This is a genomic window from Aeromonas sp. SrichE-2G, assembly GCF_017939565.1.
Taxonomy (GTDB): Bacteria; Pseudomonadota; Gammaproteobacteria; order Enterobacterales; family Aeromonadaceae; genus Aeromonas; species Aeromonas taiwanensis.
Genome location: NZ_JAGKRG010000049.1, coordinates 151,099 through 162,829 on the forward strand (window position 1 = coordinate 151,099; position 11,731 = coordinate 162,829).

The window sequence follows — 11,731 nt, forward strand, 5'->3', positions numbered from 1 at the left end:
TAATCATGTGACTTAACAATGGTGTTACGTAGTATGCCACTTTCATACTGATTTACATGCCATTTCAGCGGATTAATTATTAATCATCAGAGGGAAAATCGCGTTTTGCTAGCGGGGTCAATTTTCTCATTTGAGAATCGTTTTCAATCGTTTTTACGAGGCCCCAAAAACAGGGAATGTTTGAAAAGAGGGAGGCGTCGCAGGAGAGAAAAGACCCCGCATGGCGGGGTCTGTTTCAGGGTTTGAGGAGGGGCAGGGCCTGCTCCGCCGCTTTGCCCTGGGAGAGCACGATCTCCACCCGCCGATTGGCCTGGCGGTGTTCCGGAGTGTCATTGGGATAACGGGGTTGGGTGTCGGCGACTCCTTGTGCAATGACCCGTCGCGAATCCAGCTTGGGATTGGTCAGCAGGGTGTGGACTATGGTGGCCGCCCGCAACACCGACAGCTCCCAATTGTTGCGATAGAGTTCCACCGGTGCCTGGGAGTTGTCGGTGTGGCCGGTGACCACCACCATGCCGGGGATATCGGCCAGGACGTCGGAGACCTTGTTGACCAGGGGGATGAACTGGGGTTGCAGGAAGGCCGAGTCCGCCGGGAACAGGGTCTTCTCGCCGATGCGGATCACCAGCTGACTGCCAAGCTGTTCTACTTCGATTTCCTTGGATTCGATCTGGCTCTTGAGCTGCTGCTCCAGCTTCTGCTTGGTGCTGATGGTCCAGTCCTGCTCCTTGGTCTTGTGGGGCCAGGATTCGGTCGCACTGGGCTTCTCGGACGATCCTATGGTCTCGTTGAAGGGATCGGAGGCCGATGCAGGAGCCTCGGTGTCGAGCACCTTTTCCTGCTGCGACGTACCCGGGGTGGTCTTGGACTCGGGCTCCAGGATACCTGTGCCCCCCTGCATCACGGGGGAGCCCGCAGGCAGCGAGACCAGGCCTATCTTGCCGAGCGACTCGATAAAGCCCTGTATCAGTACCCGGGTCTCCGACTGCTTGGCCATGGCGAACGAATAGAGCACCACGAACAGGGCGAACAGCAATGTCATGAAGTCGGCATAGGAGACCAGCCAGCGCTCATGGTTCTCTGGCGCCTCAGCCTTTTTCTTTTTCGCCACCGTGGCCTCCGAGGTAGGGTTCAAGGGTCACTTGCAGCCGCTGTTGTGACTCGCCGTCCACGATGCAGAGGATGCCGGTCAGGGTCATCTCCTTGTAGTGGCGGATCTGGTGGGCGAAGCCCTTGTAGCGGTTGCCAAAGGGCAGGAAGATCAGGTTGGCGGCACCAACCCCGTAGATGGTGGCGATGAAGGCGACCGCGATGGCGCCCCCCAGTTTGTCCGGTGCATCCAGCAGCCCCATGGCGTGGATGAGGCCAAATACGGCCCCGACGATCCCCATGGTCGGGCAGTAGCCGCCCATGGCTTCATAAAACTTGACGGTCTGTTCGAGATCTTCCTGCTCGAACTCGAGCTCGTTTTCCAGCACCTCGTGGATCTTGGTCTTCTCGTAACCGTCCACCATCATCTGGACCCCTTTCTTCAGGAAAGGATCCTTGATGTCGTCGATCATCCCCTCCAGCGCCAACATGCCGCTACGCCGCGCATTGCCTGCGAGGGTTTCCAGCAGCTGGGCCTGTTCCAGCATGTCGAGACGCAGGGGAGAGATGAGCCACTTGAAGCGTTTGAAGGTCTTGCCGACCACGGAGAAGGGGAACTGGGTCAGCGCCGCCCCGACTGTCCCGCCAATGACGATGAGGAAGGCGGGGAGATCGAGCAGGGCACTGGGATGCCCCCCCTCGATGATGTTGCCACCCAGGATGGCAGCCAGGGCCAGCAGCAAACCAATCAGACTCATGTGTCCATATTCCCTATGCGTTGTGTGTGGCTAGTGTAGCCACTTAACTATCAGTTTTTCAAAACGATATCCAATCGGTGAGCAAATATCCGGGGGGCTGCACCGACAGGGAGACACCTCCCTGTGTCGGCCAGAACGGGAAGATCATAAGGGCAGGAAAACGAGGATGACGGGCTTGTCCATCGGGCGCGATGGGGCGAGGGCGGGCTTGTGCAGAGCTGGAAAGCGAAAGGGGGGCTGTGGACTGCGTTGTGAGGCCAGTCGCCTTGTCCGCACCCGGTGAGAGGGTTGGTTTTCCCCTTGCGGCATTTGCGGACAGGTCGGTGTGGAAAGCAAAAAACCGACCATTAGGTCGGTTTTTAAAATTTGGTGCTGGGTCGGGATTGACTCGCGCCGTCCCTGGCGCTCGCCCTGCGGGCGGCCTCTGGCCGTCCAGGCGGACTATCCTGCCCGCCTGTCGAACCAGGGTTAGAACCGAGCCGCCCGTCACCGGATAAAACAAAAGGCCCCGTCTTGCGACGGGGCCTTTTGTTTTATTTGGCGGTGAGGGAGGGATTCGAACCCTCGATACGTTGCCGTATACACACTTTCCAGGCGTGCTCCTTCAGCCACTCGGACACCTCACCAAATTTTTACTTCTTGAAGTGGCTTTCGGAGCACGCTGCGCGTGCATCTTGCCGACTTCGTCGGTGGGCAGCCTCTCGGTCACCTCACCAAATTTTGGTCTGTGGTTTAACGTGTTCAGCCAACACGGTGTTCGTTGCGCCGTTGCGCTGGAACGGGGCGTAATTTAGGGGAAAGGGCTGCCGTGGTCAACCTCTTTTCCCCTTATTTTTCATAATCTTTATCGAGTGCCTATCCCTTGAACAGAATGCCGTTTTTTTGAACCCGCTCAGGGCTTGTCCAGGATGATCAGGCTGTCTGGCAGCTCGTTCTGATCCCGGGTCGCCGGAAACGCATCCGTCAGGATGGCGCTGGTACGCTCCACGCACTCGAGGAAGCCCTGCTCGACCTCCTTGTTGCGCACCCGCACCACGAAGTCGTCGATGATCTCCTGCCACTGGGCGTTGTCGATGTGCTGGGCGATGCCGTCGTCTACCAGGATCTCCACATAGTGTTCCGCCACCGAGACGAAGATCAGCACCCCGAGCCGGTCGCGGGTGCGGTGCAGCCCCTGTTCGATAAATTGCAGGCGGGCCATCAGAGCGGCTCTGTGCTGGCGCACCTTCTTGGGGATGAGCCGCATCTTGATGGGGGTCCAGTGGAACAACAGGCTCAGCAGCAGCCAGACGGACCACTGCACCAGCAGGATCTCGTACCAGCCGAGCCAGAAGCCGAGCTGGAACACCAGCAGGGGGGTGAGCATGGCCAGCAGGGCGGCCCACAGGGTCGGAATGTAACGGTAACCATCGCTGGCCGGTGCCAGCACCGTCACGAGTTCGGCGTCCGTGGCCAGCTCGGCCTGGCGCACCCTGGCCTGCAAGGTGTGATAAAACTGTTTTGAAATCATTTTGTTGTCTCGTTTCCCTGATTACCAACCGCCGGAGGCGCCGCCGCCACCGAAACTGCCACCACCGCCGCTGAAACCGCCGCCGCCCCCGAAGCTGCCGCCGGAGCGCCCGGCGCCAAATCCACCGGCCAGATAGGCGGCTCGGCGTCGGCCACGACCGCCCCCACCGCCGCCCCCGCGCAGGTTGTGCAGCACGATCATCACAATCACCACCAGGATAAAGAGCCAGGGGCCCCCGAGTTTCTCCTCCTTGCTGGCGTTGTCCACGGGCTGATACTCCCCGGCCAGGGCCTGCATGATGGCCTGGCTGCCGGAGACGATGCCGTCCACCATGTTGCCTCGCTTGAAGGCGGGCAGGATCCGGGTCTGGATGATGTTCGCGGCGATGGCGTCGGGCAGGGCGCCTTCCAGGCCATAACCCACCTCGATGCGTACCTTGCGCTCGTTCTGGGCGATGAGCAGCAGGACGCCGTTATCCTTGCCCTTCTGGCCGATGCCCCAGTGGCGACCGAGCTGATAGCCGTACTCCTCTATGGTCTCGCCATCCAGGCTGTCGATGGAGACCACCACCAGCTGGATGCCGCTGCGCTGTTCGAAGGCGGCCAGTTGCTGGGTCAGCTGGTGGGCCTGCTTGCGGGACATCAGGCTGGCGTCATCCACCACCCGCCCGGTCAGGGCCGGGAAGTCGGGGGCGGCATGCAGCGCCGTGGCCCAGCACAGCAGACAGAGCGTCAGCCAGCGTTTCATCAGGTTCATTGGAAGCTGACCTTGGGCGCCTCATCGGCACCGGGCTTGGCGCTGAACGTGGGCTTGGCCTCCAGATCCGAGTAGAGCAGCTTGGACCAGATGACCCCGGGGAAGGTGCGGATCTCGGTGTTGAACTGGCGCACCGCCTCTATGTAGTCCCGTCTGGCCACCGCGATGCGGTTCTCGGTGCCCTCCAGCTGGGCCTGCAGGGTGAGGAATTGCTGATCCGCCTTGAGATCGGGGTAGCGCTCGACCACCACCATCAGGCGGGAGAGGGCGCCGGAGAGCTGATCCTGGGCTGCCTCGAATGCCTTGAGCTGGGAAGGGTCGCTCGCCTGCACGCTGCCGACCCGGGCCCGGGCATCGGTCACGGCCTTCAGGGTCTCCTGCTCGTGGCTGGCGTACCCCTTGACGGTGGCCACCAGGTTGGGAATGAGATCGGCCCGGCGCTGGTACTGGTTCTCCACCTGGCCCCAGCTCGCCTTGACCTGCTCATCCAGGGTCGGAATGGTGTTCACACCGCAGCCGGTCAAGCCCAGCAGCAGGGTCAGGGTCAGCAGGCCGCGCAGGGGCCCGCGCCAGAGTGCAGTAGCCATCTTGTTGTTCTCCATTGAAATTTCCAGCATTTATCGGTTCACCATAACAGCTTGTGGTCAGCCCTCACAACGTGCGGGCAACACGGGGGGACGGTAGCTCATCGACACCTTGGGCAACTGGGGCTTGTCCTTGATCCAGGAGGCCAGCTCCTCCCCGCAGCCGTTGCCGGGGGGGATGGGGGCCTGGGGCTGGCAATCCGGGCTGTTCGCCGGGCAGCGCAGCCGCACGTGAAAGTGGCTGAAGTGGCCGACCCAGGGGCGCAGCTTGGCGACCCAGGCCTCGCCGGGGGCCTGTTTGCACACCTCGGCCTTGATGACGGGGTTGATGAAGATGCGCGCCACCTCGGGCTGATCGGCCGCCATGCGCAGCAAATTGAGCTGCCGGGGGCCGAAGCGGCCGGGCAGCATGCGGTAGCTGGGCTCGTCGATCAGCGCCCACTCTCTGGGGGCATCCTGCTCCCATTTGCTGATGGGTCTGTCGGCCATCCGGAACCAGATGTCCGCATCGAGGCCGGTCTGGTGGCTGCGATGGCCGGAGGTGAAGGGGCCGCCGTGCATCATGGCGAGATCGGCGATATAGAGATCCGGCATGCCCGCCAGCCTGGTCCGGTTCGCCAGGTGCTGCAGATAGTGGATGAGATCCGGGTGGCCGTAATAACGCAGCCGTTTGCTGCGGATCACCTGATAGCCCGGTCCTTCCAGCGGCAGGGCCACGGCATTTTTCAGGCAGCCGGCCGAGTAGCCGCCGATGGCTTCGGCATAGAGGGCGCTGGTGGTGAATAGCAGGGCGGTGGCGAACATGGGACTCCCGGTGATGACGCCCGGTGCGGGCTCAGACAGCCCCAAGCATACCAAGAGTGCCCGCCAGCCGTCATCCGCGCCGCCGTGTCGGTTGCAACCGGCGGCCAGGCTCGCGCACAATGCGCGGCAACGCAGCGACGGCAGGGCCGTCAGCAATCATATGAGGAGAAGTGGAGATGAGAGTCAGTGAGCTGGCAACGCGGGCAGGGGTGAGCTGGCTGATGCCCCCGGCACGGCGTTTCTACGGGGTCATGAGCGTGTTGCTGCTGGCGAGCCTGGGCACTGTGGTGGCTGCGCTCTGGCTGGGCTATCCCGAGATGGGGCTGCTGCCCTGGGTCGGCCTGGTGTTTGGCGGCATCGTGCTGGTGATGATGGTGTTGCCGCGCAACTGGCAGCGCTGGCGCCTGGCGGAGATCGCCTGGGATGAGCATCACCTCTACCTGCTCAACGGCGGCGAGGACAGGGCGCTGGCCCTGCCGAGGGCGGTGCTGGTGGGCATCACGCGGGATCGCAAGGTGGGCCACGACGGTCAGTGGCTGGACTTCAGCCTGGATCTCGGACTGGATGACGCGGCACTGGCCGACGCCACCACCCTGCTGGGGCTGGGCCGGGAAGGGACCCATGAGGCTGCACCCGGCGTCTATCGTTTCGGATTTAAACGGGCCTGGCACAGCCGCCGCGCCCTGGACAGGGTGCTGGCCACGCTCTACCCCGTCTGACTATTTTCTCGACAACTCGTGCCAAAGCTCAGATACTGCGTCTGATTCGATTTGATCTTTTCTGCTCCGATAATCCAAGAGATCAACGACTTGGAATACGAAGCGGGAAGCGCCACGGCATGATGCCATGGCTGGTCCGGCCTGGGGGTTGTGCCCTTACTCCCAGATCGGTGGATGCATAGATAAGGCACCTTGAATCGAGAGTGGATGGCATGAAGATTTACGTAGGTAATCTGTCGTACCGGATGACGGCCGACGAACTGACAACCGTGTTCAGCCAATTTGGGCAGGTAGACAAGGTCGATATCATCATCGACCGGGATACCGGTCAGTCCAAGGGATTTGGCTTCATTGAAATGCCTGTGAACGGGGATGCCGAGAAGGCCATTGCCGAGCTGCATGGCACCGAGGTAGGCGGCCGCACCATCACGGTCAATCAGGCCAAACCGAAGACAGATGCACCCCGTGGTCGCCCCCAGCGCCATCGTTGAATCGTCTCGATAACGCAAAACGGCATGGAATCTTCCATGCCGTTTTTGTTTTCAGGGTCTGGGCAAGACTCAGGGCACGTCATACCCCAGGGCCGCCTTGCGGATACGGAACCACTGCTGGCGGTTGAGCTGGATGGACCCGGCCGCCACTGCGGCGGCGATCCGCTCCCGCTTGCCGGAGCCGATGAGGGGCAGCGGCTGGCTCGGCAACATCATGACCCAGGCGTAGACCACCTGCTCGATCTGCTCGGCACCCACCTCCTGGCGGATCTGCTCGAGCTCGGCGCGCAGCGGGCCATAGGCGGGATCGTTGAACAGTCGTCCGCCACCGAGGCAGGACCAGGCCATGGGCTTGATGCGCAGCTGCTGGCACTGATCCAGGGCGCCGTCCAGGGTGCCCTCCTGGTGCAGCGGCGAGATCTCCAGCTGGTTGGTCACGAGCGGGAAGGGCAGGCGGGACTGCAGCAGGGCGAACTGGTGGGGCGTAAAGTTGGAGACCCCGGCATGCTTGATCTTGCCGGCCTGCTTGAGGCTGATGAAGGCCTCGGCCACCTCGTCGGCGTTCATCAGAGGATCGGGGCGGTGGATCAGCAGCAGATCCAGGTGATCGGTGCCGAGCTTTTGCAGGGAGGCCTCGGCACTGGCGACGATGTGCCCCTTGCCGGTGTTGTAGTGGTTCAGCGCGTGCGCCGGGTTGGCGGTGAGGGCGATGCCGCACTTGCTGACGATTTCCATCTTGTGGCGCAGGGAAGGCTCCAGGCGCAGGGCATGGCCGAAGGCCTCCTCGCACTGGTAGCCGCCGTAGATGTCGGCGTGATCTATGGTGGTGACCCCGAGATCCAGGTGGTATTTCATCAGATCCAGCAGGGCGGCAGGGGAGAGCTGCCACTCCATCAGGCGCCAGTAACCCATGATGAGGCGGGAGAAGGTGGGGCCTTGATCGTGCAGGGCCAGGCGGGATACGGACATGGTGATTCCTCTGAGGATAAAGAGACGGATAAAAGTGCTGCCAGCATCTTGGTCTCTTCCGGTGGACAAGGCAATAATGCGCCCTTCTTGATTTCGAACTATGGTTCTGGCCGACAGACGAGCCCGGGGCAGCATGCCCGATTGATGAGAGAGGTTGTGATGGAAGGATTTGCCACCAGGCTGCAAAGCCTGATCGGGGAGGGGAGCGTCAGCGCGTTTGCCCGCAAGGTGGGGTTGAGCGAGGCGTTGATCCGCAAGTATCTGAAAGGGGCCGAGCCCGGCCTTGGCAAGGCGAACCAGATCGCCATGGGAGCGAATTGCTCCCTGGAGTGGCTCGCCACCGGCTGCGGTTACCTCTATCGTCAGGCCGAGGTGGTGGACAGGGACGCCCTGGCGGCGGCGGGGGCCCTGGTGCAGGAGAAACTCCCCGGCCAACCGATGCCGGACGAGGCCCATCTGGTGACCCTGCTCGCCTACTACCAGTTCCTGCGCAGCCACAAGCAGGCCGACGGTTTTCTGGATCTGGCGCGGGCGCGAGAGTTTGGCCGCCACCTGGCGGAGGCCTGAGCCGGAGGCTGCGCGCGGCAGCCCGCCGTTCTTCTGATACCCTCTAAGCAGTGAATACATCCAAGGACACGCAGATGAGCTATCTGATCCTGGGCAGTGGCGGACTGGGCTGTGCGCTGGCGCACGAGCTCGCGGAGCGCGGTGAAGCGTGGTTGCTGGCGGGCAGGCAGTTGCCGAAGGGGCTGGATCCGGCCTGCTACTTCCCGTTGCAGGAGGTGGACCCGCTCTCCTTCGAGGCCCTGTTCACCCTCTACGATGGGGACTCCCTGCCCACCGTGGTGATCAACACCATAGGCCTGCTGCACGATCTCGCCCACATGCCGGAGCGGCGGGTGGAGGAGGTGACCCCCGAGTGGCTGGAGGAGAGTCTGCAGGTCAATGCCTGGCCCCACCTGGCCCTCGGCGCCTGCCTGAGCAGGTTGATGACTACAGAGAGCCGGCTCTGGCTCTGCTCCCTCTCGGATCTGGCGGGCAGCCTGGCGGCCGCCGATCGGAGCCCGGTGCGCCGCTACAGCTACCGGATGAGCAAGGCCGCCCTCAACATGGGGGCCCGGATCCTGGCGGGGGAGTGGGCCGAGCGTTTCCCCGGTGCCGGGGTCATCACTGTGCATCCCGGACTCATGGACACCCCCATGCAGCAACCCTTCCGGCAGGAGATTGGCGCTGCCCAGTTGCAGGATCCCGCACGGGTCGCAAGTCGCCTGCTGGACCTCCTGGGGACGCTGACGCCGGCACACTCCGGCCGCTTCGTGGACTTGCAGGGCAACCCCTTGCCCTGGTGAGCCGCCGGGCTCACATTCCCGTCTCCCTTCCCTTGCCAGCCGGGTTCCGGCTGGTTAATGTCATCGTCCTGCATCAGGAGGATGACATGCGCTATATCGATTTGCGAAGTGATACGGTGACCCGGCCCACGGAGGCCATGCGCCAGAGCATGCTCCATGCCGAGGTGGGGGACGATGTCTACGGGGAAGATCCCACCATCAATGCGCTGGAGCGCCGGGGGGCGGAGCTGCTCGGCAAGGAGGCGGCCCTGTTTGTGCCCTCCGGCACCATGTCCAACCTGCTGGCCATGATGAGTCACTGCCAGCGCGGGGAAGGGGCCGTGCTGGGGTCGGCCTCCCACATCTATCGCTACGAGGCGCAAGGCTCTGCCGTACTGGGCTCGGTGGCCCTCCAGTCCGTGCCCATGCAGGCCGACGGCACCCTGGCACTGGAAGACGTGCGGGCCGCCATCGCCCCCGACGACGCCCACTTCGTCCAGACGCGCCTCGTCTGTCTCGAGAATACCCATAACGGCAAGGTGCTGCCGTTGTCCTATCTGCGCGAGATGCGCGCTCTGGTGGACGAGCACGGTCTGCGACTGCACCTGGACGGCGCCCGCCTGTTCAATGCGGTGGTGGCGAGCGGCGAACCGGTCGCGGCCATCGCGGCCCCCTTCGACAGCGTCTCCGTCTGCCTCTCCAAGGGGTTGGGGGCGCCGGTCGGTTCCTTGCTGGTGGGCAGCTCTCCCTTCATCGCACGCGCCAGGCGCCTGCGCAAAATGTTGGGCGGTGGCATGCGCCAGGCAGGGGTCCTGGCCCAGGCCGGCCTGTTTGCCCTGGAGCAGCACGTGGCACGGCTGGCGGACGATCACCGCCGCGCCCGGCGCCTGGCCGAGGGGTTGGCCACCCTGCCCGGCATCGTGCTGAACCTGGGGGAGGTGCAGACCAACATGGTGTTCCTGCGCCTGGCGAAGGGGGAGAGTGCAGAGCTGCTCGCCTTCATGAAGGAGCGCGGTATCCTCTTCTCCGGGTACGGAGAGCTCAGACTGGTCACCCACCTGCAGATCACCGATGACGACATCGACGAGGTGATCGATGCGTTCACCGAGTTTCTGAACGACTGAGCGCGGCCGCAACCGCAAAGAGCAAGGGCGCCATCGGCGCCCTTGTTGCATTGGTTTCCCGGATCAGCCCTGGCGCTGGTTGGTGATCAGCATGGCCTCGTCGGTGGCGTCGTAGATCATGATGGCGAGGTGGGTGACCTCGCCGGTGAAGTCGGCCAGGGGGACCAGGGTCAGGTTCTGGTACATGTAGGGGGCCGAGCCCGTGATGGGGCGGTAGTTGGAGAAGCGCAGCAGATAGGGGCGCTGCTCCCAGGTGCTGAAGGCGCGGTTGTTGAGCTTGAAGACCATGTTGGCCTTGCGCTCGAACCAGGCCTTGTCGACATCGGGGAAGAGCTCGAACAGCCCCTGATCGCGCACCTCGCTGGCCAGTCGGCCGCTGTGGCTCTCCATGAAGCCGTTCCACACCTGGATCCGGTATGCCTTGTCGAGCACGACCAACCCCACGTCCAGGTTCTGGACTATGTTCATCAGCCAATGAAATTCCCGAATTTCCATGGTCACTCCTAGAGCAGGTGCTTGATGTTGTTATTGTTGCTGGCGATGGGACCAAATCGCTAGAGCATATGCATGATCTTGTTGTTCATGGTGGCGATGGAATCTTCGGTAAACAGCAGCAGCAGATCGCACTGCACCGCGTAGCCCTGCACCCGGTAGTTGATCTCGATGGCCAGGGTACGGCGCCAGCGGCTCTGGTTGGTGCGAATGAGTTCCTGGATGGGCCTGTGCTGGCCGAGCACCACGGGATGGCCCTGGCTGAAAGGGGTGTCGAGCTGGTTGGCATAGCCGCGCAGGAAGGCGCCGATCAGCACGTTGGCCGTGTCCATCAAGAGCTCCAGCTCGGCGCCGTGATCCAGTGCCCCCTGATGGTTCATCAGCCGCGCCAGATCCTGGAAGCTGGCGTCGTGGAACAGCAGGAGCGCCTCGCCTGCGATGCCGGCACCGATGAAGCCCTGGCAGACCGCAGAGAGGGTATCCGACTCGGCGGCCGCGGAGAGGGCCATGTGCAGCTCGGAGACTTCCAGCACGTTGACGTTCGGGATGGGAAGCTGGACGAAGGCGTCGAGCAGGCGAGCCAGCAGATCCGCCCCCTGGCCCATGGCGACGTTGGCAAGCTCCTGATAGACATCCCGCAGCTCGGGGGTGAGCAGGGCCGGAGCGGGGCTTGGCTGGTGGTCGCTGGCGGTCAGGGAGGGGAGAACGGGGGGCTTCTCCGCCGGCTGCCACAGGCCGTGGCGCTTGAGCAGGGTCAGCAGGGCCTCGGGGGACGCCGGTTTCTTGATGAAGTCGAGGGCCCCGAGCGCCATGACGCGCTCATGGGCCTCCGGCTGGATGTCCCCGGAGACGACGATCACCTTGCTGCGCAGCCCTTCCCGCTGGAGGGTTTCGAGCACGCCGTAGCCGTCCATCTCCGGCATGGTGAGATCCAGAAAGATGAGATCCCCGTGGCCCATCAGGATCTGCTCCACCCCCTCCAGGCCATCGGCGGCCTGGTGCAGGGTGACATGCCAGTCGGCAGGCAGGGCACGCATCAGCTGCTTGCGGGCGAACCCTGAGTCATCACATACCAATACATTCATAGTGTTAGCCGACCTGTGCAAC

The 11,731-nt window shown here is 63.1% G+C and carries 14 protein-coding genes and 1 tRNA gene; 5 read left to right on the forward strand and 10 right to left on the reverse strand.

Features of this window, described 5'->3' with window-relative positions; all coding sequences use genetic code 11:
- Nucleotides 1-235: 235 nt before the first annotated feature.
- From J9885_RS15615 to mepA, 7 genes are all read right to left on the reverse strand, one after another.
- The gene (locus J9885_RS15615; RefSeq protein WP_043759957.1) at nt 236-1,111 is read right to left on the reverse strand and encodes a flagellar motor protein MotB; all 876 of its coding nucleotides are present in this window, start codon (nt 1,109-1,111) and stop codon (nt 236-238) included.
- Nucleotides 1,089-1,847: a flagellar motor protein gene (locus J9885_RS15620; RefSeq protein WP_210549985.1), complete on the reverse strand. Its 759-nt coding sequence runs from the start codon at nt 1,845-1,847 to the stop codon at nt 1,089-1,091. The genes J9885_RS15615 and J9885_RS15620 overlap by 23 nt, the downstream gene beginning before the upstream one ends.
- A 538-nt stretch (nt 1,848-2,385) precedes the next feature.
- Nucleotides 2,386-2,473, reverse strand: a tRNA-Ser gene (locus J9885_RS15625).
- A gap of 266 nt (nt 2,474-2,739) precedes the next feature.
- The gene (locus J9885_RS15630; protein WP_210549986.1) at nt 2,740-3,357 is read right to left on the reverse strand and encodes a TPM domain-containing protein; all 618 of its coding nucleotides are present in this window, start codon (nt 3,355-3,357) and stop codon (nt 2,740-2,742) included.
- Between the two features lie 21 nt (nt 3,358-3,378).
- The gene (locus tag J9885_RS15635) at nt 3,379-4,113 is read right to left on the reverse strand and encodes a TPM domain-containing protein (protein ID WP_210549987.1); all 735 of its coding nucleotides are present in this window, start codon (nt 4,111-4,113) and stop codon (nt 3,379-3,381) included.
- Entirely contained in the window at nt 4,110-4,715 is a 606-nt protein-coding gene (locus tag J9885_RS15640) for a LemA family protein (protein WP_210550078.1), read from the reverse strand. Before J9885_RS15640 ends, J9885_RS15635 begins: the two co-directional genes overlap by 4 nt.
- Before the next feature lie 42 nt (nt 4,716-4,757).
- Complete coding sequence (gene mepA, locus J9885_RS15645) at nt 4,758-5,501, reverse strand: penicillin-insensitive murein endopeptidase (RefSeq protein WP_210549988.1); 744 nt, start codon at nt 5,499-5,501, stop codon at nt 4,758-4,760.
- Nucleotides 5,502-5,677: 176 nt separating this feature from the next.
- On the opposite strand from mepA, the gene J9885_RS15650 reads away from it, so the two are divergent.
- Nucleotides 5,678-6,220, forward strand: coding sequence for a hypothetical protein (locus J9885_RS15650; RefSeq protein WP_210549989.1), 543 nt, complete (start codon nt 5,678-5,680; stop codon nt 6,218-6,220).
- Nucleotides 6,221-6,432: 212 nt separating this feature from the next.
- On the forward strand, nt 6,433-6,711 hold the full coding sequence (locus J9885_RS15655) for an RNA-binding protein (RefSeq protein WP_167332224.1): 279 nt from the start codon (nt 6,433-6,435) through the stop codon (nt 6,709-6,711).
- 69 nt (nt 6,712-6,780) lie between these two features.
- Here J9885_RS15655 and J9885_RS15660 read toward each other — a convergent pair whose 3' ends face one another.
- On the reverse strand, nt 6,781-7,680 hold the full coding sequence (locus tag J9885_RS15660; protein ID WP_210549990.1) for an aldo/keto reductase family oxidoreductase: 900 nt from the start codon (nt 7,678-7,680) through the stop codon (nt 6,781-6,783).
- A gap of 159 nt (nt 7,681-7,839) precedes the next feature.
- On the opposite strand from J9885_RS15660, the gene J9885_RS15665 reads away from it, so the two are divergent.
- The 3 genes from J9885_RS15665 to ltaE all read left to right on the forward strand — a co-directional run bounded on the left by J9885_RS15665 (nt 7,840) and on the right by ltaE (nt 10,132).
- Nucleotides 7,840-8,247 carry a transcriptional regulator gene (locus J9885_RS15665; RefSeq protein ID WP_043759975.1) on the forward strand — a complete coding sequence of 136 codons (408 nt, stop codon included), beginning with the start codon at nt 7,840-7,842 and terminating at the stop codon, nt 8,245-8,247.
- A gap of 74 nt (nt 8,248-8,321) precedes the next feature.
- Complete coding sequence (locus tag J9885_RS15670) at nt 8,322-9,029, forward strand: SDR family oxidoreductase (protein WP_210549991.1); 708 nt, start codon at nt 8,322-8,324, stop codon at nt 9,027-9,029.
- Nucleotides 9,030-9,115: 86 nt separating this feature from the next.
- A complete protein-coding gene (ltaE, locus tag J9885_RS15675) occupies nt 9,116-10,132 on the forward strand; it encodes a low-specificity L-threonine aldolase (RefSeq protein ID WP_210549992.1) in 1,017 nt (338 codons plus the stop codon).
- A 63-nt stretch (nt 10,133-10,195) separates the two neighbouring features.
- Here ltaE and J9885_RS15680 read toward each other — a convergent pair whose 3' ends face one another.
- The gene (locus tag J9885_RS15680; protein ID WP_167576586.1) at nt 10,196-10,627 is read right to left on the reverse strand and encodes a PAS domain-containing protein; all 432 of its coding nucleotides are present in this window, start codon (nt 10,625-10,627) and stop codon (nt 10,196-10,198) included.
- Between the two features lie 59 nt (nt 10,628-10,686).
- On the reverse strand, nt 10,687-11,709 hold the full coding sequence (locus J9885_RS15685; protein WP_210549993.1) for a response regulator: 1,023 nt from the start codon (nt 11,707-11,709) through the stop codon (nt 10,687-10,689).
- Nucleotides 11,710-11,731: the final 22 nt, after the last annotated feature.

Excerpts from the sequence above, each read along its gene's own strand:
- J9885_RS15620 (WP_210549985.1), bottom strand. The coding sequence starts at position 1,847 with ATGAGTCTGATTGGTTTGCTGCTGGCCCTGGCTGCCATCCTGGGTGGC.
- J9885_RS15630 (WP_210549986.1), bottom strand. The coding sequence starts at position 3,357 with ATGATTTCAAAACAGTTTTATCACACCTTGCAGGCCAGGGTGCGCCAG.
- J9885_RS15635 (WP_210549987.1), bottom strand. The coding sequence starts at position 4,113 with ATGAACCTGATGAAACGCTGGCTGACGCTCTGTCTGCTGTGCTGGGCC.
- J9885_RS15640 (WP_210550078.1), bottom strand. The coding sequence starts at position 4,715 with ATGGAGAACAACAAGATGGCTACTGCACTCTGGCGCGGGCCCCTGCGC.
- mepA (WP_210549988.1), bottom strand. The coding sequence starts at position 5,501 with ATGTTCGCCACCGCCCTGCTATTCACCACCAGCGCCCTCTATGCCGAA.
- J9885_RS15650 (WP_210549989.1), top strand. The coding sequence starts at position 5,678 with ATGAGAGTCAGTGAGCTGGCAACGCGGGCAGGGGTGAGCTGGCTGATG.
- J9885_RS15655 (WP_167332224.1), top strand. The coding sequence starts at position 6,433 with ATGAAGATTTACGTAGGTAATCTGTCGTACCGGATGACGGCCGACGAA.
- J9885_RS15660 (WP_210549990.1), bottom strand. The coding sequence starts at position 7,680 with ATGTCCGTATCCCGCCTGGCCCTGCACGATCAAGGCCCCACCTTCTCC.
- J9885_RS15665 (WP_043759975.1), top strand. The coding sequence starts at position 7,840 with ATGGAAGGATTTGCCACCAGGCTGCAAAGCCTGATCGGGGAGGGGAGC.
- J9885_RS15670 (WP_210549991.1), top strand. The coding sequence starts at position 8,322 with ATGAGCTATCTGATCCTGGGCAGTGGCGGACTGGGCTGTGCGCTGGCG.
- ltaE (WP_210549992.1), top strand. The coding sequence starts at position 9,116 with ATGCGCTATATCGATTTGCGAAGTGATACGGTGACCCGGCCCACGGAG.
- J9885_RS15680 (WP_167576586.1), bottom strand. The coding sequence starts at position 10,627 with ATGGAAATTCGGGAATTTCATTGGCTGATGAACATAGTCCAGAACCTG.
- J9885_RS15685 (WP_210549993.1), bottom strand. The coding sequence starts at position 11,709 with ATGAATGTATTGGTATGTGATGACTCAGGGTTCGCCCGCAAGCAGCTG.